The sequence below is a fragment of the Rhodothermales bacterium genome, from assembly GCA_041391505.1.
GTDB lineage: Bacteria > Bacteroidota > Rhodothermia > Rhodothermales > JAHQVL01 > JAWKNW01.
On the sequence record JAWKNW010000016.1, the window covers coordinates 81,763 to 99,975 of the forward strand.

An 18,213-nucleotide genomic window follows, 5' to 3' on the forward strand; every position below is an offset into this window, starting at 1 on the left:
TTGTTACTCATGCGCACGCGCCGTGGACCGCGCACCCGATGTTCGCCTGTTCTTCGGGTCTCAGCGCCGGCACCGCGGCCACGCATTCCCCCCCAACGTCATACCGAGTACCCCTATGCTAGCTTCCCTGTTGAAATTCCTCTTCGGCGGCGAAACCGATCCTGTAGCCGAATCCATGGGCGTCGTCGATCGCTACTGATCGATCCCAACACATCCCTGTAAAGACGATCAAGGGGTAGGTTCGCGCCTACCCCTTTCGTTTTTTATCGGCTCCCGGCCGGCGCACTAAAGCGCGCGGCGCCATGTACGGCGTCGAGACCCTGTTTGCAGACACGCCGGCGCGCGTATGCCCTGATAGGCGTGTCCGTTATGTGGACGACCGTTTCCCAAGCCCGATCGTCTCGTCGCAAAGCGCATCGATCGTATCCTGCATGTGGCTGGACATTACGATCGAGCCGCCGTCCGCCTTGAAGCGTTTGAGGAGCCCGGTGACGGCATCCCGCGTGGCCACGTCGAGTCCGCGGAACGGCTCATCCATCAGCAGCAGCGCCGGCCCGGCGATCAGCGCGGCCGCGATCTGCGTCTTCTTCCGCATTCCGGTCGAATAGGTCGCGATCAGTTCCTCCCGGTGCTCGTCCAGCATCAGCACATCCAGCAGCGCGTCGATGCGGGCGCGGGCGTCCGCCCCCCACTGCCCGCGTTGACGCAGCACGAACGAGAGAAACTCGACGGCCGTGGCGTGCAGCGGGAGCGCATCCTCGTCGTGCACGATACCCACCTCGGCGAGGTATTCGTAGGGTTTTTCGTGGATATCGATCGTGCCATAACGGATATGTCCATCGCTCGGGTGGGCGAGCACCCACAGCATGCGGAGCAGCGTCGTTTTGCCGGCGCCGTTCGGCCCCACCAGCCCCGTAGCGGTCGCCGGCTCGAAGCGGTGCGAAAACCCGTCGATCACCGGCGGGCGCGTGCCGTAGCGTTTCGTGATGGCCTCGAGAACGAGCGGTTTAGCCAGCATAAGCATCCTTTGGTTGTGCAACGAACGCAGCCACAAGGCCGCCGGCGATGTCGACGCCGACCCAGAGCACGACCTGCGCCGGGGTCCAGGCCTGCGACACGAGCGCAAGCAGGCCCAGGCTGAGCGCCAGGGATAGCGTCCAACGTCCATGAATCCAGGCGCGCACGCGCCGCCAGTCGGCACGGGGCAGGTACTGCCGCTGCAGGGCCGGCGGGAGCGATGTGGCGCCCAATCCGCGCACGGCAGCCAGCTTCTGCCCGACGACGATCACGCCGAGGAGGACCGCCGCCGCGGCCGGCGGGGCGTCGCGATACACCATCACCCAGAGCAGCAGGTGGCCAAGCGCGGTCAGGCGCCCCAGTGGCGCCCGCCGGTCGAGCTGAACGAGTGCGAGCCAGGCGGCCGGTCGCAACCGAGATGGGATCCAGTAGAGGCTTTCGTACGGCAGCGGGCGCGCATCCGACACATGGAGCCGGCCGGCGGTAAAGATCTCCCGGAAGAAGGCGTTGCTATGGTAATAAAGCCGGTCGAACCGCCCCCGCGCCTGTTGCCACCGGATCCCCATCCCGATCGCCAGCACGAGGCCGGGCGCCAGGGCCAGCGCGGGATGGATGCTTTCCAGGAGCCGGCTCGCCAGATGCGCCGCCACCCCGACTCCATAGATCCGCGACGTGCTCATGAACGCCGGCACCAGACCATCCGGCAGCGGCACCCCGTAGGGGGTGTTTTCCTTGATCCATCGGTACGCATCGCCCCGCCGGGCCTCACTCCACGCCTGCGAAAGCGGACCGAGTTTGTGGTAGTGCAGCAAGGCGTAGATCCCCACCCCTCCAATCGTGAGTCCGTAGGCGGCACCCCGCAGGACGCGCGTCGCATCCCACGGCGGCCAGAGGGCCAGGACCACCCCCGGAACGAGCAACCCGAGCACGACCGGCCGCCACGCCCGCCACTGGCTCGCTGCCAGCGCGGCCGGCGCGAGGTTGCCGAGCTGTTTGAGAAATTGCTGGGGGTCCGGCAGCGCGAGATGCGGGAGCGACGAACCGAGTACCCCGATGCCGAGCAGAACCAGGTATTCCATGAACCAGCGCAACGAGGCGGGGTCGCTCCCATAGGCCATGAGGCCGGCAAAGGCCGCGCCCGGGCCGGCCACGGCCCAGAAACGATTGGAATGGCGAGGTAACACGGAGGGGATTCGGTTGAATGCCCCCCTTAAAGGGCCGAAAAGTCCGCAGGATCCCCGCGCTTGGGCATGTAGCCGGCGCGACGTATACTTCCGTCCCCTGACACCTACGCCGCCCCGCGGCACGGATTCCATGCCAGCGCCCCGCCTCATCGCACGTTGTGCCTCGCTGCTGCTCCTGGGCATCGCCGCCTCCTGCGCACCGGAACCACCGGCACGGCTACACCCTGTCTTTTACGCCTCATTCGATGCCGGCCTGAGCGCCGACATCGCCGCCGGCGACTCCGTGCTCTACGTCGCGCCGACGCCGGACGCCCTCGATGCCCGCGAACCGCTCTCGACCGGAAACCCGCTGGCCCGGCGCGTCCCCGGCGGCCGCGCCGGCCATGCCCTGCGCGTGGCCAGCGACTGGAACCCGGTCGTCCTCTACCGCGCCGCGGGCAATGTGCCCTATGCGGCATCCGACTGGTCGGGCACGTTTTCGCTGTGGCTGAAGGTCGATCCGGAGACCGGGCTGGCGCCCGGCTACAGCGACCCCTTCGTGGTGACGGACAAGAACTGGGATGACGCCGCGCTGTACGTCGATTTGACCCAGGACGATGTCCCCCGCCATTTTCGGTTCGCCGCGTTTGCCGACAAGGCGGTCTGGAACCCGGAGCAGATCCCCTGGGATGACATCGCGCCGGCGATGCGCCCGATGATCGACGTGGCCGACCCGCCGTTCTCCGGCGACGCCTGGACGCATATAGCGCTCGTCTTCGAGCAGTTGAATACCGGCGGCGGGCAGATCACCGGCTATCTGAACGGACGCCCGGTCGGAAGCCTGGAAGGCCGTGACCTGCGGCTCACCTGGGACCTCGACCGGGCCGTGATGCTGCTGGGCCGGCACTACACCGGCCTGATCGACGAGGTCGCCGTTTTCGATCGCGCCCTGGAAGCCGGCGACATCCAGACCCTGTACGAGCAACCCGCATCCGACCTGTTCCGTCCCTGAAACCCTTCGCCTGCCATGCGCGCACTCACCCTGCTTCTCCTTCTCGCCCTCGCCGGCTGCGTCGCCTCGGCGCCCGGAGTCCGAACCGAGCGGGCCGCCACGATCGACGGCGCCGGCCCCGGTTGGGAAGACCTCACCGAGGCAGACTTCGTGGATGTGAACGGCGATCCCGACACGTGGACGTGGGACGGCACCCTGGTACGCACGACCGGCAACCCCATCGGCGTGTACCGGTCCCGGGAGGCATTCGAAAACTTCGAGCTGATCGTCGAATGGCGTCATCTCGAATCGGCGGGCAACTCGGGCGTGTTCGTCTGGGTGCCGCTGCAGGCGCTGGCCGGCCTCCCCCCCGGCAACTTGCCCGACTACGGCATCGAGGTCCAGATGCTCGACCACGGCTACACCCGGCAATACATCGAACGAAGCGGCAATGCGGCCGACTGGTTCACCACCAACGGCGACATCTTCCCCGTCGGGCACTCGGTGCTCACGCCGTTTCCGCCGACCTCCCCGAACGGCGTGCGCAGCTTCCCGCGCAAAAACCTGAGCCACGGCGTCGGCGAGTGGAATCACTACTACGTGCGGGCCATCAACGGCGAGGTGCGGCTCTGGGTCAACGGCGAGGAGGTCTCCGGCGGCACCGGCGCCCATCCGTCGCGGGGTCACCTCTGCCTGGAGGCGGAGGGCGCCCCGGTCGAATTCAGGAAGATCCGAATCCGCCGGCTTCCCTGAGCTCCTCCAGCCCCCGCGTTCCTTCGGCCTGGTCAACATCGCCCCCCCCGTCGGCCCTATCGGCGTCCGGATGGGTGTCGGTGAGGGCGAAACCATCAAAAATCCAGACAAAACCTCCCGGTGGAATTAGGAAATAGCAGGGTTCAGCGCCTATACTCCGGTGCGCTTTCTGCCGGGGGTCGCCCCCGCAGGAGCGCGGGACCCGCTTGCATCCTCTGAAACAAGCCCTTTCACAACGTGGAACTCAACGCCGTAAAATTCGACAATCAGCAGTCGCAATCGTTCGTTTCGGATCTAAAAAAGCGGGTAAATGCGTATTTCGACACGCATCAGATTTCCCGAAAGGCCAATGGGGCGATGTTTTTTAAGACGTTCGCCATGCTGCTGATGACCTTCGGCCCCTACGCGCTTATCCTCACGAATCGGTTCAGCCCTTGGGAGATGCTCGGGCTGGCGGTGTTGATGGGGATCGGCATGGCCGGCATCGGCTTCTCCATCTCGCACGACGCGCTCCACGGCGCCTACTCGTCCAACCAGCGCGTCAACACGCTGCTCGGCCTGTCGTTCGACCTGCTCGGCGCCAACGGCTATCTCTGGAAGATCACGCACAACGTGATCCACCATACCTATACCAATATCCAGGGGATCGACGAAGACCTGGAAGTCTCCCCGCTCCTCCGGCTGTCGCCCGAATCCGAGCACAAACCCATCCACCGCTATCAGCACCTCTACGGCCTGGCGGCGTACGGATTTTCGACGCTGAACTGGGTATTTGCGAAGGATTACATGTATCTCCTGCGCTCCAGCCTCGGGCCCTACCGCAACGTAAAACATCCCCCCCGCGAAATCGCCATCCTGCTCGGGATGAAGGTCCTCTTTTATGTCTACACCATCGTGATTCCCCTGATGGTGCTCGATGTGACCTGGTGGCAATTCGCCATCGGCTACCTGGCGATGCACCTGACCGCCGGCTTCATCCTCGGCGTCGTCTTCCAGCTGGCGCACGTCGTCGAAGGCCCCGAGCACTTCACGAGCAAAAACGGGGACTCGATGGAAGACGCCTGGATCGTGCACGAGATGAAGACCACGGCCAACTTCGGCCGCTCGAACAAGCTCCTGTGCTGGTACGTGGGCGGACTCAATTTCCAGATCGAGCACCACCTCTTCCCCAAGGTGTGCAGCATCCACTACCCCGCGATCAGCCCGATCGTCGAACAGGTGGCCAGGGAGCACGGCATCCCGTATCACCACCATCCCACGCTGCGCGAAGCCGTGGCCTCGCACCTGCGCATGCTGAAGACGCTGGGCAATCCCCAGCCGACGCCCGTCCCCGAACCGGTCGCCGTTTCCTGACGGTCACTCGAGCGCGGGGCGCCGGAGGTGGAAGTCGGTCGCCTGCTGATACGCGTGCGCCACCGCCAGCGTCTCGGCGTCCTTGAATAGCCCGCCGATGAACGTGATGCTGCCGGGCGCGCGCCGGCGCTGATCCGGCGGGTTTTCAAGCGGATCGAACCGGTTCGGAACGCAGACGGCCGGATGGCCGGTCAGGTTGGTCGTCAGCAGTGTGCCGCCCCCGAACGAAGGCGATACAAACACATCGACGTCGGCCATCACCGCCTCCATGTCCCGCATCAGCAGCGTCCGGTGGCGGTTGGCCTGCACGTATTCCACCGCCGGGATGAATCGCGCCTGCCTGAAGGAGTTGGGCCAGGACCCCGCGGTCTGCCGGACCATCCAGTCGGTCCGCCCCGAACGCGTCAACGCGTCGAACGACGCGGCGGCCTCCACGATCAGCAGCATCCGCATGGCGCCAATGGGCCGGTCCGGGAGCGCGATCGGCTTCAGGTCGTACCCCAGCGACCGCAGCACGTCCAGCGTGGCGGCATCGGCCTGCTTGCCGGCGTAGTCTTCTTCGAACGCCGACGCCAGATACCCCACCCGGATCGAGGCCGCGCGCGATGGATCCCATGCGAACGGCGCGTCGTAACTTGTGGCGTCGCCCTCGCCGCGTCCATGGATGGCATCGAATACCAGCGCGCAGTCTTCGGCCGAGCGGCACATCGGGCCCAGCTTGTCCATCGACCAGGACAGCGCCATGGCGCCGCCCTTGCTCACCCGCCCGAACGTGGGCCGCAACCCCGTGATGCCGTTGCGCGTGCTCGGCGACACGATGGAGCCCAGCGTCTCGGACCCGATGGCGAACGGCACGAGGCCGGCCGAGACGGCAGAACCCGGTCCGGCGGACGACCCGCTCGATCCCTGATCGAGATTCCAGGGGTTGCGCGTGATGTCGTCGAACCAGACATCCCCCATCGCCAGCGCGCCCAGCGTCAGCTTGGCGACGAGCACGGCGCCGGCGTCGTCGAGCCGGCGGACCACGTCGGCGTCGGCGTCAATCTCCTGGTCGCGGTACGGCGCGGCGCCCCAGGTCGTCCGGTAGCCCCGCACGGAAAGCAGGTCCTTGGCCCCCCAGGGCACGCCGTGGAGCGGCCCGCGCCAGCGGCCGGCGTCCAGCTCCCGGTCGGCCGCCCGCGCCTGCGCCAGCGCGCGCTCTTCCGTCAGTGTAATCACCGCATGGAGCCGCTCGTCGTAACGCTTGAGCCGATCGATAAAGAACTGCGTCAGGCGGAGCGAGGTGATTTTGCGGGTCTTCAGCAGCGACGCGAGGCCGGCGACGGACAGGTAGGCCAGATCCTCGTCCGACCCCGGAAGCGCCGTGGCCGGCGGAGACCAGTCCGTCAACCGCCGCACGGGCCCCTGGGGTATCGTGGCCCCGCCGGCGCGCAGGTCGAACTGCAGGGCCGGCGCGACGCTGTTGACAAGCGGATACGCCCGCATCTCTCGGAACCCCTCGCGGTTGCGCTGGAGATCGTCGCGCATCATGGCGCGCTGCTCCGGGGTAAATGACAGGCCGGCGAGTTGCTCGGCCTGCTCGATCATCTCCACCGTAATCTCCGCCTCATCCTCCGCCGCGCCCTGCGCCGCGACCGTATAAAGGGCTCCGGGAAACAGTCCGCCCGAAAATCCGGCGGCCGACAAGCGGGCGAGAAAACGACGACGATCGAGCGGCATGCGAGGCGTGATCTGGTGAACGATACGCCCGAAAAGTACGACAGCGAACGTGGAAATGGAGGGGCTTATGGGGAGGAGGCTGCCGCAAAAAAAGATGCAGGATGCCGGACGCCCTCTGGGCCATCCGACATCCTGCATCCTGTACGTACACAACCGGGCCAGGGCCCGGGCGGCCATTAGCCGAGAAGCGAACGCCCTTCGGCGGCGATATTGTCGGCCGTGAAGCCGAAATACTTGAACAGGTCGTTGCCCGGGGCCGACTCGCCGAAGCGGTCGATCCCGAACGTCTTGCCGTCCATGCCCACATAGCGCTCCCAGCCCATCGTCACGCCGGCCTCGACGGAGAGGCGTTTCCGGACGTTCGGCGGCAGCACGCTGTCGCGGTAGGCCTGCGTCTGCTCCTCGAAAAGCTCCCAGCACGGCATACTCACCACCCGGACGCGGCGCCCTTCGCTCGTGAGGCGCTCGGCGGCGCCGAGGGCGACATGGACTTCACTGCCTGTCGCCATGATGATCAGTTCGGGCGTGCCTTCGCAGTCGCTCAGCACATACGCCCCCTTGCGGGCGCCCGACGCCGGCGCGTACTTCGTGCGGTCGAGCGTCGGCAGGTTCTGCCGGCTGAACGCCAGCACGGTCGGGCGATCCGAGGAGGCGATGGCCGTGCGCCAGGCTTCCGCCACTTCGTTGGCGTCGGCCGGGCGGATGAAGTTCAGGTTCGGGATGGCGCGGAGCGACATGTAGTGCTCGATCGGCTGGTGCGTCGGACCGTCCTCGCCCTGCCCGATGGAGTCGTGCGTGAGCACGTAGATGACCGGCTGGCGCATGAGGGCGCTCAGGCGCAGCGCCGGCCGCATGTAGTCGCTAAAGATCAGGAAGGTACCGCAGAACGGACGCAGGCCGCCGTGCAGGCTGATGCCGTTGCAGATGGCCGCCATGCCGTGTTCGCGGACGCCGAAGCGCAGGTAGCGTCCTTCCGGCGAATCCCGCTGGAAATCGCCCTCGCCCTTCAGCCCCGTGTTGTTCGACGGCGTAAGGTCGGCCGAGCCGCCGACGAGGTTTTCGATCACCGGGGCGATCGCGTTCATGACCTTGCCGCCGGAGACGCGGGAGGCCGACTTTTCGTCGACGCCAAACGTCGGCAGGCTGTTTTCCCAGCCCTCAGGCAGTTCGCCGGCCATCCAGCGCTCGAACTCGGCCGCGAGATCGGGGAACGCCGTGCGGTAGGCGCTGAAGGTCTCGTTCCAGGCGGCTTCCCCCTGCTTGCCGGCGTCGACCGCCTTGCGGAAGTGCTTGCGCACGTCGTCGGGGATCCGGAACGTCGCGTCTTCGGGCCAGCCGAGGTTTCGCTTCGTGAGCCGGACTTCCTCGTCGCCGAGCGGCGAGCCGTGGATGCCGGACGTGCCCTGTTTGTTCGGGCTGCCGAAGCCGATGACCGTACGCACGACGATGAGCGAGGGACGGGCCGTCTCCTTCCGCGCCGCTTCGAGCGCCGCGGCGACTTCCGCCACGTCATTGCCGTCTTCCACGTGCAGCACATGCCACCCGTACGCATCGAAACGCCGGCCGACATCCTCCGTGAAGGTGATGTCCGTGCTGCCGTCGATCGAGATATCGTTGTCGTCGTACAGGAAGATCAGCTTGCCGAGTCCGAGGTGGCCGGCCATCGAGGCGGCTTCGGCCGACACCCCTTCCATCAGGTCGCCGTCGGACACCAGCACGTAGGTGTAGTGATCGACGATCTTGTAATTCGGCCGGTTGAACCGCGCCGCGAGCATCCGCTCCGCGATCGCCATCCCGACGGCCGTCGCGGCGCCCTGCCCGAGCGGGCCGGTTGTCGTCTCGACGCCTACGGTCTGGAAGTTCTCGGGATGCCCGGGCGTCTTGCTGTGGAGCTGGCGGAACTGCTTGAGTTCGTCGAGGGGAAGGTCGTACCCGGTCAGGTGCAGGAGCGCGTAGAGCAGCATCGAGCCATGGCCGGCGGAGAGGACGAAGCGATCGCGATCCGCCCATTTCGGATTCGTCGGACTATGCTTCAGGAAGTTCTGCCAGAGCACGTAGGCCATCGGCGCGGCGCCCATCGGGAGACCGGGGTGGCCGCTGTTGGCTTTTTGAACGGCGTCTACGGCCAGAAAGCGAATGGTATTGATGGCATCCTGGGTGAGCGTGGTCTGCTGCACGGCTTTATCCTGAGTCAATGAGTCCATAAAAAATCGTCAGATCGGTTGATATAGATCGATGCCGCCGGACACATCGGATGCATCAAACAGGGGGCGGAAGACATCCGCCGGGTTTCGGGAAAGGGTATCGGCGCGGGCCGGACAATAATTAGGCGCCGGCCCGGCGCACCCGGGTCTGCGTTCGCGCGATGCGCGTTACCCCCTCACCCCGGGACGGGGTCATGGGCATCGCACCCGGTCCGGGGCGTTACAACGCCGCCTGCGCTTCCTGCACGAATTGCGCGAAACACCCGGGCGAACGCGTCCCCATGAACCGGCCGTTGATGATGACCGTCGGGACGCTGCTCATGCCGGTATCCTGGGCCTTGGCGCGCTGATCGATGATTTGCCGGCGGAACGCATTCGACCGAAGGCGCGCGTTCATCTTGTCCACATCCATCCCGATGCGTTCGGCGATGTCGCGCAGTTCGCTGATGTTGATGCCCGTCGTGCGGCGCATCGCCATCTGCGCGTCGACCATCTCGGTAAACTTGCCCTGTTCGTTGGCGGCGTACATCGCTTCGATCTGCGGCACCGAATAGTCGCGGATCGGGTACGGGATGAAATAGAACCGCACGCTGTCGCTATGCGTCGCCACCATCTGTTTCATCAAAGGATGGAGTTCCTGGCAATGCGGGCAGTTCGGATCGAAGTATTCGATCACCACCACATCGGCATCCGGATTGCCCACCACCGGATCGGTCGGGGAGATGAGATTGAGGTAGTTGGGGTAATCCGCCATGCGGGAATCGTAGACGCAGCTCAGCGGCCTGTCATCCGCGATGGCGTCGGTGGGCGCGACCGGCGTGGCCGCGACTCTGGGGGGCGGCTCGGGCAGGCTGTTGAAGTAGGCGAGATCCGCGCCGATGAGCACCACCAGCGCCAGGGCCAGGCCGGCATAAAAACGCGGCTCGCCGCTCAGCTTGCGGGCCGAGGCCAGCCGGGTCTCGCTGCCCTTTTCGGTGAGCCAGTCGTAAACGAGCGTCCCGAAAAGCGTCGTAGCGATCGCCGCCGATGTGAGGCACAGCGCGCAGAGCTCCCCGATGCTGTTGATCTGGTAGTTCACCAGGTACATCGAGTAGAGGAAGCCGAACCCGATCATCCCCGCGCGGATGCGCTTGAGCAGCGCGAGTGACTCCGGCGCGGCGCGCATGATCAGAAAACTGATGACCGCGATGCCGAAGTAGAAGAGCATGCCCCAGTACACGTTGGAGATGCCCAGGATGGAGCCGGCTCCGCTCGTGACCACCGCTTCGCAATTGAAGAGCTGTTCGCCGCCCTGCGGCGGGTTGAATCCCCAGCACCCCTGATCGAATCCACGCCCCTGCTGAATCCACAGGTGGACGGTGACCATGATCCCCAGGATGCCCAGCGCGAAGACGAGCCGGTCGAGGATCGGGCGATAGGACGACAGGGCGCCGGCCGAAGATGCCGCCGTTCCGGCCGCCTGACGGGAAGCCTGTTCTTTCTCTTTACGTGTCTTTTTTGCCATGACGAAAACGAATCGGTGCGAGGTGGGGTAGCCGCTGGCCTCTTATTATTTGCAAAAACGTAGCCACCTTAACGCCTATTCGGCCTACAAGGTTCGAGTCTCGCGACGCCCGTCGCGCGTCGTTTGCAATTTCCCCGCCGGCATGCGCATTTTCACCCCGTCCTGACCGCATGCCACGGCGTCGGCCGGAGCGTTCATCCCTATCTCCCCCCCGTTTTGCACACTCCAGATCCCCTGCACGCCTCGCCCATGCTTCCCGCCCGCCTCCCCAAGTCGTCGATACCGGGGCTCTACACCTGGATCGCGCCCACGCACGACTGGCTGGCCGTCCTCGTCGAAGCCCGCGCGCGCCGGCTGGGCATCGAAAAAGCCGCCATCCGCGACGGCGAGACGCTGATTGAGGTCGCGGTAGGCACCGCCCTGTCCTTCGCCCGCCTCGTCGCCGCCAACCCCTCCGGGACCAATGAGGGCATCGACCTCACGCCGGCGATGCTCCGCCAGGCCGAGCGCCGCATGAAACGGCGCCGACTGACCAACTACCGGCTCCAGCTGGGCGATGCGTATGCCCTGCCGTTTCCCGATGCCAGCGCGGACCTCCTGGTCAACAGCTACATGTTCGACCTGCTCCCGGAATCCGACTTCGTCCCGGTCCTGCGCGAATTCCACCGCGTGCTGCGTCCGGGCGGGCGGCTCGTGCAGATGAACCTGACCCTCGCCGAAACGTGGCCTCAACGGCTCTGGGACGGCCTCTACCGCCTCCACCCCGCCATCCTGGGCGGCTGCCGCGGCATCACGACCGCGCCGGCACTGGCCCAAGCCGGCTTCGAACGCATAGAACGCACCTTCGTCAGCCAGCTCACGTTTCCTTCCGAAGTCGTGACGGGAATTCGGGGGGATGGTTAGGTGCGGGTGCGGGTTGTGAGATGTGGGATGCGGGAGCAGCGGCAATGCCCACAACGACCCACCTTGTTATGGAGGGTGTGTCCCCAGGGCAAACGCACGGCCATGTTGTTAACCGTATTGATCCAGCATCCTACATCCTGCATCCTGCATCCCGTGCCGCGTACCACCCCGCAGGAATCAGCCCTGGTGATCGAGCGATCCCCCTTGCCTTAAACCTCGATCCTCGATCCTCAAACCCCGCTCACGTGTCCGCCACCGGGGTGCGGGGTTGATCGGGGGCGTCCTTGCTGTAGATGAGCGCCTCGATGCGGGCATTCAGTACGGCCACGGTTTCGGGTTCGATGCGCCTGGGCTCGGCGCCGCGTTCGCGGAGCACGTACAGGTCGCCTTCCCGCCGTTCGAGAATCAGTTCACACTGGCCGGCGTGGCGGAGCACGCGGCGCTCGAAACCGTCGGGCCGGCGGTAGATCAGCAGGGTGTAATCCGACACATTGCTGTGCAGGACCGCCACGAGATCCTCGGATTCAAACAGCGACGACACCGGTGCACATCCTCCCAGCAAGAGGATCAGCAGCGGCCAGCAGGAACGGAGTGAAGCCATGAAAGGATGCGGTCAATCGTTGCTCGGACACGAAGGCGAACAGTTCTTCGGATCCTGTTTAACAGAATCCTTCCGTAGTATCGCCGGCACCCGTCCCTGCTTAACGCGGGGGCGGCGCGCGGCCAATTCGCAAAAACATCGCAACGGGGTCTTGCGCGCGCCGGCGTGCGGCGTGTATCTTCCCCGCATGCATCGAAATCCACATACCGCTACGCGCCGTAACAACCTTTGGTGGCGCCGCTTTTTTGCAGCGGCCATGCGTACCGGCTTGTAGTACGTTTCGATCTGGATTATTTCCGGCGTTGGCCCGCTGCTCGATGGAGTTAGCGGGTTTTTTGTTTTTATACGACTACGATGGATCAGACAGCTTATTTGGATCTCATCTCGGACCAGCGCGCCCAGGGTATCGATCGGATGATCGTCCCGGTCTACCGCCGCGTCAGCGCCGACCTGCTCACGCCGGTCTCCGCGTTCCTCTCGCTGCGCAAACAGGGCGAATACGCCTTCCTGTTCGAGAGCGTGGAAGGCGGCGAGAAGCTGGCGCGGTACTCCTTCCTGGGCATCGACCCGTTCGCTATCCTGAGCGCCCACGGCGAGCGGACCACCTTCGAGACGCTCCGGCCCGGCCGGCGGCTGGCGCCTCCCGGCGACGGCAACGTATTCGACGCGCTCAACGACCTGCTCGGCCAGTACAAGGAGGTCAAGATCCCCGGATTCCCGCGGCTGACCTGCGGAGCCGTCGGGTATATGGGCTACGACACCGTCCGCCTCGTCGAGAAGCTCCCCGCCACCGGTGAAGACGACCTGAAGCTGCCGGATGCCGTCTGGTGCTTTTACGATACCGTGGTCGCGTTCGATCACGTAAAACATCAACTCGTCATCATCGCCGCCACGTTCGTGGAGCCGGAGACCGACCTGCTGGCCGCCCATGCGGAGGCCAACGAGCGGATTCGCGCGCTGGCCGACACGCTGAGCCGCGGCGCGTACGCCCCGCCGGCGCCGATCCGGCTCAAGGGCGGAGCGCTGCGCTCCGCCACCGAACGCAGCGCGTACGAGGCCGCCGTCGAACGCGCCAAGCAGTACATCTACGAAGGCGACATCTTCCAGGTCGTTCTCTCCCAACGGTTTACGCTCCAGATCGAAGGCGACGTCTTCAATCTGTACCGCGCGCTCCGCCAGATCAATCCATCCCCCTACCTCTTTTTCCTCGATTTCGGCCCCTTCGCCCTCGTCGGCTCTTCGCCGGAGGTGCTCGTGCGCGTGGAGATGGACAAGGCCGAGGTGCTGCCCATTGCCGGCACGCGGCCGCGGGGCAAGTCGCCGGCGGAGGACGAGCGCCTCGAACAGGAACTCCTGGCCGACCCGAAGGAGCGGGCTGAACACCTCATGCTGGTCGACCTGGGCCGCAACGACCTGGGGCGGGTCTGCTCGTTCCAGTCCGTCGAGGTGGACCGCTACGCCTACATCGAACGGTATTCGCACGTGATGCACATCGTCTCGTCGGTCGTGGGACGCCTCAAGAAAGGCATCACGCCCATCGACGTGCTCGCCGCTTGCTTCCCCGCCGGCACCGTCAGCGGAGCGCCCAAGGTGCGGGCGATGGAAATCATCGACGAACTCGAACCCAAGAAGCGCGGCGTCTACGCCGGCGCCGTCGGCTACATCGATTTTTCGGGCTATATGGACACCTGCATCGCCATCCGCACGATGGTCGTCCAGGGGCAGGATGTCTATATTCAGGCCGGCGCCGGCATCGTGGCCGACAGCGACCCCGGGCGCGAATTCGAGGAGACCGAAAACAAGGCCCGCGCACTCTACGAAGCGCTCCAGGCGGCCGGATCGGATTTGCTGTGAGGGTTCAACGGGTAAGGATCAAGGTTTAAAGCAGTCGTTTATAGCATGCCATCATCTTCATCACCCACCGTTGTGGTATCCGGCATCCAGCCGTCGGGTACGTTGCACATCGGCAACTACTTCGGCGCCCTGCGGCAGCACATCCAGCTGCACACGCAACACGAAGCCTACTACTTTATCGTTAACTACCACGCCCTCACGTCCGTACGCGACGCCGACCTGCTGCGGCGGTATACGATGGACGTGGCGCTGGACTACCTCGCGCTGGGCTTCGACCCCGAGCGCGCCAACCTCTTCGTCCAGAGCGACGTCCCCCAGGTCACCGAACTGGCCTGGGTGTTCTACAACCTCACCCCGGTGAGCCAGCTGGAAAAAGGCGTTTCTTACAAGGACAAGATCGCCCAGGGGCTGATGCCCAACGCCGGCCTGCTCAACTACCCGGTCCTCCAGGCGGCCGACATCCTGATCTACGGCGGCTCCCTGGTGCCGGTCGGCGCCGACCAGAAGCAGCACATCGAGATGACGCGCGACCTCGCGATCCGCTTCAACGCGACGTATTGCCCCGAGGACGACCCGATCTTCCCGGTCCCGGAGCCGCACATCCTCGAAGACGTCGCCGTCGTTCCCGGTCTGGATGGACGCAAGATGTCGAAGAGCTATAACAACACCATCGGCATCTTCGACGAAGGCAGCGCGCTCAAGAAAAAGATCATGGGGATCGTGACCGACTCCACCCCGCTCGAGGAGCCGAAGGACCCCGATAAGGATAACGTCTTCGCCCTCATCAAGCTCTTCGCGGACGCCGAGACGGCGGCGCGCGTGGCCGACGCCTACCGCGCCGGCGGCTACGGATACGGGCACGCCAAAAAAGAGCTGCTGGGGCTGATGACCGCCTATTTCGCCGAGGCCCGCGACCGCCGGCGCAAGCTGGCCGAAGATCCGGACTACGTCCGCGACGTATTGCGCCAGGGCGCGCAGCGCGGCCGCGCGAAAGCCGAATCGTTCATGGAGCGCGTGCGCGAACGCACCGGGCTCATCACCACGCTTTGAACGCTATGATTCTCGTCATCGACAACTACGATTCGTTCACGTACAACCTCGTCCACCTCATCGGCCGCGAAACGCCCGATATCGAGGTGTACCGGAACGACGCCTTGCGCGTCGAGGAAGCCCTCGCGCTGCAGCCGGCCGGCATCGTCATATCCCCCGGCCCCGGCCGGCCGGATCAGGCCGGCATTACGATGGACCTCATCCGCGCCGCCGGCGACCGCATCCCGGTGCTGGGCGTCTGCCTCGGCCACCAGGCGATCGGCCAGGTCTTCGGCGGGGATGTCGTACACGCCCCCAGCCTGATGCACGGCAAGACGAGCTTCATCGAGCACAACGGCCGAGGTCTCTTCGCCGGCCTCACCGAACCGTTCGAGGCCACCCGCTACCACTCGCTCGTGGTAGCGCCGGCCACCCTGCCGGACTCCCTTGAAGTAACGGCTGAGACGAGCGATGGCATCATCATGGGGCTTAACCACAAAACCCGCCCCGTGTTTGGCATCCAGTTTCACCCCGAGAGCGTCATGACGCTCGCCGGCCCGGCGATGATTCGCAACTGGCTCGGCGTCGTGGACGCGTATTCCTCCCACCCGACTCCCGCCGCATCATGAACGACATTCTCACGGCGGTCGCCGCCGGCGACCGGCTCAGCAAGGCGCAGGCCGAACAGGCCATGCACCACCTGATGCGCGGCGAAGCCGGCCCCGAGCAGATCGCCGGATTCCTGCTCGGCCTCCGCGCCCGGGGCGAGTCGCTCGACGAACTCGCCGCCTTCACCCGGGTCATGCGGGAATACGCGGTGCGCGTCGAATCGCCGGACCCCGACGCCATCGACCTGTGCGGCACCGGCGGCGACCGCAGCGGCACCTTCAACATCTCGACGACCGCCGCCTTCGTATGCGCCGGCGCCGGCGTCACCGTCGCCAAACACGGCAACCGGTCGATCTCCTCCCAGTGCGGCTCGGCGGACGTGCTCAAGGCGCTCGGCGTCGACATCGAACTCGGCAAGGAAGGCGTCGAGTACTGCCTCCGCGAGGCCGGCATCGCGTTTATCTTCGCGCCCTATTTCCACCCCGCCCTGAAGCATGTGATGCCGGTGCGCCGCGCCCTGGGCGTGCGGACCTTCTTCAACATCCTCGGCCCCCTCTGCAACCCCGCCGGCGTGCGGCGCCAGCTCGTCGGCGCGTTCAGCCGGGACGTCGCGGAGACCATGGCCGCCATCCTGGGCCGGCTCGGCGCCCAGCACGTCGTGGCCGTCCATGCCGACGACGGGCTGGACGAGTTCTCGACCGCCGCGACCGCCAGCGTGTTCGAAGTCCGCTCCGCCGCCCCGCCCTCGTTGTCGCGGATCAGCGCGTCCGACTTCGGGCTCGGCGAGGCCTCACTCAACGCCGTGCGCGGCGGCTCCGCCGAGGAAAACGCCGGTATCCTGACCCGCGTGCTCGAAGGCACCGCCGGCCCCCATCGCGACATCGTGCTGCTCAACGCCGCCTTCGCCCTCTCGACCAGCGGCCGCTACCCCACGGTCGACGACGCGCTCGAGGCCGCGCGACAGAGCCTCGATAGCGGCGCGGCGATGCGCGCGCTCGACGCGCTGCGCGAGGTATCGGCCCAGGCGCCCAAGCGAGAGGTGGCCTGACCATGAGCATCCTGGATCGCATCGTCGGGGCCACCCGCGAACTCGTCGAAGCCCGCAAGCGGGAGACCACGCCGGCGATGCTCGAAGCCATGCCGCTCTGGGCCACGCCCCGGCGCTCGCTCGAGGCCGCACTCCGCATCGACGACCTCGCCATCATCGCCGAAATCAAAAAGGCCTCGCCGTCCAAGGGCGTCATCCGGGAGGATTTCGATCCGGCGAGCATCGCGGCATCCTACGCCGCCGGCGGCGCCGACGCGCTCTCCATCCTCACCGAACCGCTGTTTTTCCAGGGCGCCCCCGAAAACCTGGCGCTCGCGCGGGGTGTAGCATCTATCCCTTTGCTGCGCAAGGACTTCATCGTCGACGCCTACCAGCTCCTCGAAGCCCGCGCCTGGGGCGCGGATGCCGTGCTGCTGATCGCGACGATTCTGGATACCTCCCAGCTGCGCGACCTGCACCAGACGGCCGGCGACCTCGGCCTGGAGGCGCTGGTCGAGATCTATGACCCGGCGGAGCTGGATCGGATCGATTTCGACCAGGTGCGCATCCTCGGGGTCAACAACCGGAATCTCCACACGTTCGAGGTAGATCTCGCGCATTCGGCGCGCGTCTTTGCCGCGATCCCCAACCACGTCGTTCGCGTATCCGAAAGCGGCCTCGATACGGCCGACGATCTCGCCTATGTCCGCCGGCACGGCAGCGACGCCGTATTGATCGGCGAATCCTTCATGCGCGCCGCCGACCCCGGCGCACGCCTCGCCTCGGTCCGCCACGACCTTCACTCGCTCCTTTCGTCCAATGCCTCCACCGAATGACCTGCGCACCCGCGTAAAGATCTGCGGGATCACCACCCTCGCCGATGCGCGCTTCTGCGCCGGCGCCGGCGTGGATTATCTCGGGTTCATCCAGTATCCCCCCAGCCCCCGCTTCATCCCGGCCGACGAGGCCGCCGAGATCATCGCCTGGCTGTATGGCGCTGAACCCGTCGGCGTCTTCGTCAATGCCACGGCCGACGAGGTGAACGCCGCCTGCGCGCGCGCCGGCTTTGCCATCGCCCAGCTCAGTGGGCAGGAAAACCTGGCGACGTGCCGCGCGATCGACAAGCCCGTGATCAAGACGCTGCACGTGCAACCGGACGCGACGCCCGATGCCCTCCGCCGCGAAATGGACCACTACGCCCCCCACGTTACGGCCTTCCTCCTCGATACCGCAAAAGCCGGGCTCTGGGGCGGCACCGGACAGACCTTCAACTGGGACGTCGCCGCCGCGTTGAGCGCCGAATACGACCTGTTCGTCGCCGGCGGACTCCACGCCGGCAACGTGGCCGACGTCATCGAACGGGTGCGCCCGTACGGGATCGACCTGTCCAGCGGCGTCGAATACGCCCCCGGCAAAAAAGACTTCGACAAATTGTCGGAGCTCTTCGAGACCCTCGAACGCATCCACCCCTCTTCCACGACCTGAT

General features: G+C 65.8%; 16 protein-coding genes. 10 read left to right on the forward strand and 6 right to left on the reverse strand.

Translation table 11 applies throughout. From position 1 onward, the window contains the following. Positions 1-367: 367 nt before the first annotated feature. Together R2834_15470 and R2834_15475 are read right to left on the reverse strand one after the other, a co-directional pair. A complete protein-coding gene (locus tag R2834_15470) occupies positions 368-1,018 on the reverse strand; it encodes an ABC transporter ATP-binding protein (protein ID MEZ4701737.1) in 651 nt (216 codons plus the stop codon). Then, positions 1,008-2,201, reverse strand: coding sequence for a hypothetical protein (locus R2834_15475; GenBank protein ID MEZ4701738.1), 1,194 nt, complete (start codon positions 2,199-2,201; stop codon positions 1,008-1,010). Before R2834_15475 ends, R2834_15470 begins: the two co-directional genes overlap by 11 nt. A gap of 130 nt (positions 2,202-2,331) precedes the next feature. Here R2834_15475 and R2834_15480 point away from each other — a divergent pair, with 130 nt between their 5' ends. The 3 genes from R2834_15480 to R2834_15490 all read left to right on the forward strand — a co-directional run bounded on the left by R2834_15480 (position 2,332) and on the right by R2834_15490 (position 5,277). After that, a complete protein-coding gene (locus tag R2834_15480; GenBank protein ID MEZ4701739.1) occupies positions 2,332-3,192 on the forward strand; it encodes a LamG-like jellyroll fold domain-containing protein in 861 nt (286 codons plus the stop codon). A 15-nt stretch (positions 3,193-3,207) separates the two neighbouring features. Next, entirely contained in the window at positions 3,208-3,924 is a 717-nt protein-coding gene (locus R2834_15485; GenBank protein MEZ4701740.1) for a DUF1080 domain-containing protein, read from the forward strand. A 237-nt stretch (positions 3,925-4,161) separates the two neighbouring features. After that, positions 4,162-5,277 (forward strand): acyl-CoA desaturase, encoded by a 1,116-nt coding sequence (locus R2834_15490; protein ID MEZ4701741.1) that lies wholly within the window; start codon positions 4,162-4,164, stop codon positions 5,275-5,277. A 3-nt stretch (positions 5,278-5,280) separates the two neighbouring features. Here R2834_15490 and R2834_15495 read toward each other — a convergent pair whose 3' ends face one another. From R2834_15495 to R2834_15505, 3 genes are all read right to left on the reverse strand, one after another. After that, positions 5,281-6,996, reverse strand: coding sequence for an amidase (locus R2834_15495; protein MEZ4701742.1), 1,716 nt, complete (start codon positions 6,994-6,996; stop codon positions 5,281-5,283). 176 nt (positions 6,997-7,172) lie between these two features. Then, entirely contained in the window at positions 7,173-9,200 is a 2,028-nt protein-coding gene (gene tkt, locus R2834_15500; protein ID MEZ4701743.1) for a transketolase, read from the reverse strand. 220 nt (positions 9,201-9,420) lie between these two features. Then, entirely contained in the window at positions 9,421-10,704 is a 1,284-nt protein-coding gene (locus R2834_15505; GenBank protein ID MEZ4701744.1) for a vitamin K epoxide reductase family protein, read from the reverse strand. 249 nt (positions 10,705-10,953) lie between these two features. On the opposite strand from R2834_15505, the gene R2834_15510 reads away from it, so the two are divergent. After that, complete coding sequence (locus tag R2834_15510) at positions 10,954-11,607, forward strand: methyltransferase domain-containing protein (GenBank protein MEZ4701745.1); 654 nt, start codon at positions 10,954-10,956, stop codon at positions 11,605-11,607. Positions 11,608-11,848: 241 nt separating this feature from the next. On the opposite strand, the gene R2834_15515 is transcribed toward R2834_15510, so the two are convergent. Next, positions 11,849-12,208, reverse strand: a complete 360-nt coding sequence (locus tag R2834_15515; GenBank protein MEZ4701746.1) for a hypothetical protein — start codon at positions 12,206-12,208, stop codon at positions 11,849-11,851. Between the two features lie 354 nt (positions 12,209-12,562). On the opposite strand from R2834_15515, the gene trpE reads away from it, so the two are divergent. The 6 genes from trpE (at position 12,563) to R2834_15545 (ending at position 18,212) form a co-directional block, all read left to right on the forward strand. Beyond that, on the forward strand, positions 12,563-14,062 hold the full coding sequence (gene trpE / locus R2834_15520) for an anthranilate synthase component I (GenBank protein MEZ4701747.1): 1,500 nt from the start codon (positions 12,563-12,565) through the stop codon (positions 14,060-14,062). Positions 14,063-14,134: 72 nt separating this feature from the next. Beyond that, positions 14,135-15,112, forward strand: coding sequence for a tryptophan--tRNA ligase (trpS, locus tag R2834_15525; protein ID MEZ4701748.1), 978 nt, complete (start codon positions 14,135-14,137; stop codon positions 15,110-15,112). A 5-nt stretch (positions 15,113-15,117) separates the two neighbouring features. Continuing rightward, on the forward strand, positions 15,118-15,720 hold the full coding sequence (locus R2834_15530; GenBank protein ID MEZ4701749.1) for an aminodeoxychorismate/anthranilate synthase component II: 603 nt from the start codon (positions 15,118-15,120) through the stop codon (positions 15,718-15,720). Beyond that, positions 15,717-16,748, forward strand: coding sequence for an anthranilate phosphoribosyltransferase (gene trpD, locus R2834_15535; GenBank protein MEZ4701750.1), 1,032 nt, complete (start codon positions 15,717-15,719; stop codon positions 16,746-16,748). Before R2834_15530 ends, trpD begins: the two co-directional genes overlap by 4 nt. A 2-nt stretch (positions 16,749-16,750) precedes the next feature. Then, complete coding sequence (gene trpC / locus R2834_15540; GenBank protein ID MEZ4701751.1) at positions 16,751-17,563, forward strand: indole-3-glycerol phosphate synthase TrpC; 813 nt, start codon at positions 16,751-16,753, stop codon at positions 17,561-17,563. Beyond that, positions 17,547-18,212: a phosphoribosylanthranilate isomerase gene (locus tag R2834_15545; GenBank protein MEZ4701752.1), complete on the forward strand. Its 666-nt coding sequence runs from the start codon at positions 17,547-17,549 to the stop codon at positions 18,210-18,212. The genes trpC and R2834_15545 overlap by 17 nt, the downstream gene beginning before the upstream one ends. Position 18,213: the final 1 nt, after the last annotated feature.

What these genes read in the sequence shown, in the direction of transcription:
- R2834_15485 (MEZ4701740.1), top strand. Translation starts at nt 3,208, where the DNA reads ATGCGCGCACTCACCCTGCTTCTCCTTCTCGCCCTCGCCGGCTGCGTC.
- R2834_15480 (MEZ4701739.1), top strand. Translation starts at nt 2,332, where the DNA reads ATGCCAGCGCCCCGCCTCATCGCACGTTGTGCCTCGCTGCTGCTCCTG.
- R2834_15470 (MEZ4701737.1), bottom strand. Translation starts at nt 1,018, where the DNA reads ATGCTGGCTAAACCGCTCGTTCTCGAGGCCATCACGAAACGCTACGGC.
- R2834_15515 (MEZ4701746.1), bottom strand. Translation starts at nt 12,208, where the DNA reads ATGGCTTCACTCCGTTCCTGCTGGCCGCTGCTGATCCTCTTGCTGGGA.
- R2834_15510 (MEZ4701745.1), top strand. Translation starts at nt 10,954, where the DNA reads ATGCTTCCCGCCCGCCTCCCCAAGTCGTCGATACCGGGGCTCTACACC.
- trpC (MEZ4701751.1), top strand. Translation starts at nt 16,751, where the DNA reads ATGAGCATCCTGGATCGCATCGTCGGGGCCACCCGCGAACTCGTCGAA.
- trpE (MEZ4701747.1), top strand. Translation starts at nt 12,563, where the DNA reads ATGGATCAGACAGCTTATTTGGATCTCATCTCGGACCAGCGCGCCCAG.
- R2834_15530 (MEZ4701749.1), top strand. Translation starts at nt 15,118, where the DNA reads ATGATTCTCGTCATCGACAACTACGATTCGTTCACGTACAACCTCGTC.
- trpD (MEZ4701750.1), top strand. Translation starts at nt 15,717, where the DNA reads ATGAACGACATTCTCACGGCGGTCGCCGCCGGCGACCGGCTCAGCAAG.
- tkt (MEZ4701743.1), bottom strand. Translation starts at nt 9,200, where the DNA reads ATGGACTCATTGACTCAGGATAAAGCCGTGCAGCAGACCACGCTCACC.
- R2834_15505 (MEZ4701744.1), bottom strand. Translation starts at nt 10,704, where the DNA reads ATGGCAAAAAAGACACGTAAAGAGAAAGAACAGGCTTCCCGTCAGGCG.
- R2834_15545 (MEZ4701752.1), top strand. Translation starts at nt 17,547, where the DNA reads ATGCCTCCACCGAATGACCTGCGCACCCGCGTAAAGATCTGCGGGATC.
- R2834_15495 (MEZ4701742.1), bottom strand. Translation starts at nt 6,996, where the DNA reads ATGCCGCTCGATCGTCGTCGTTTTCTCGCCCGCTTGTCGGCCGCCGGA.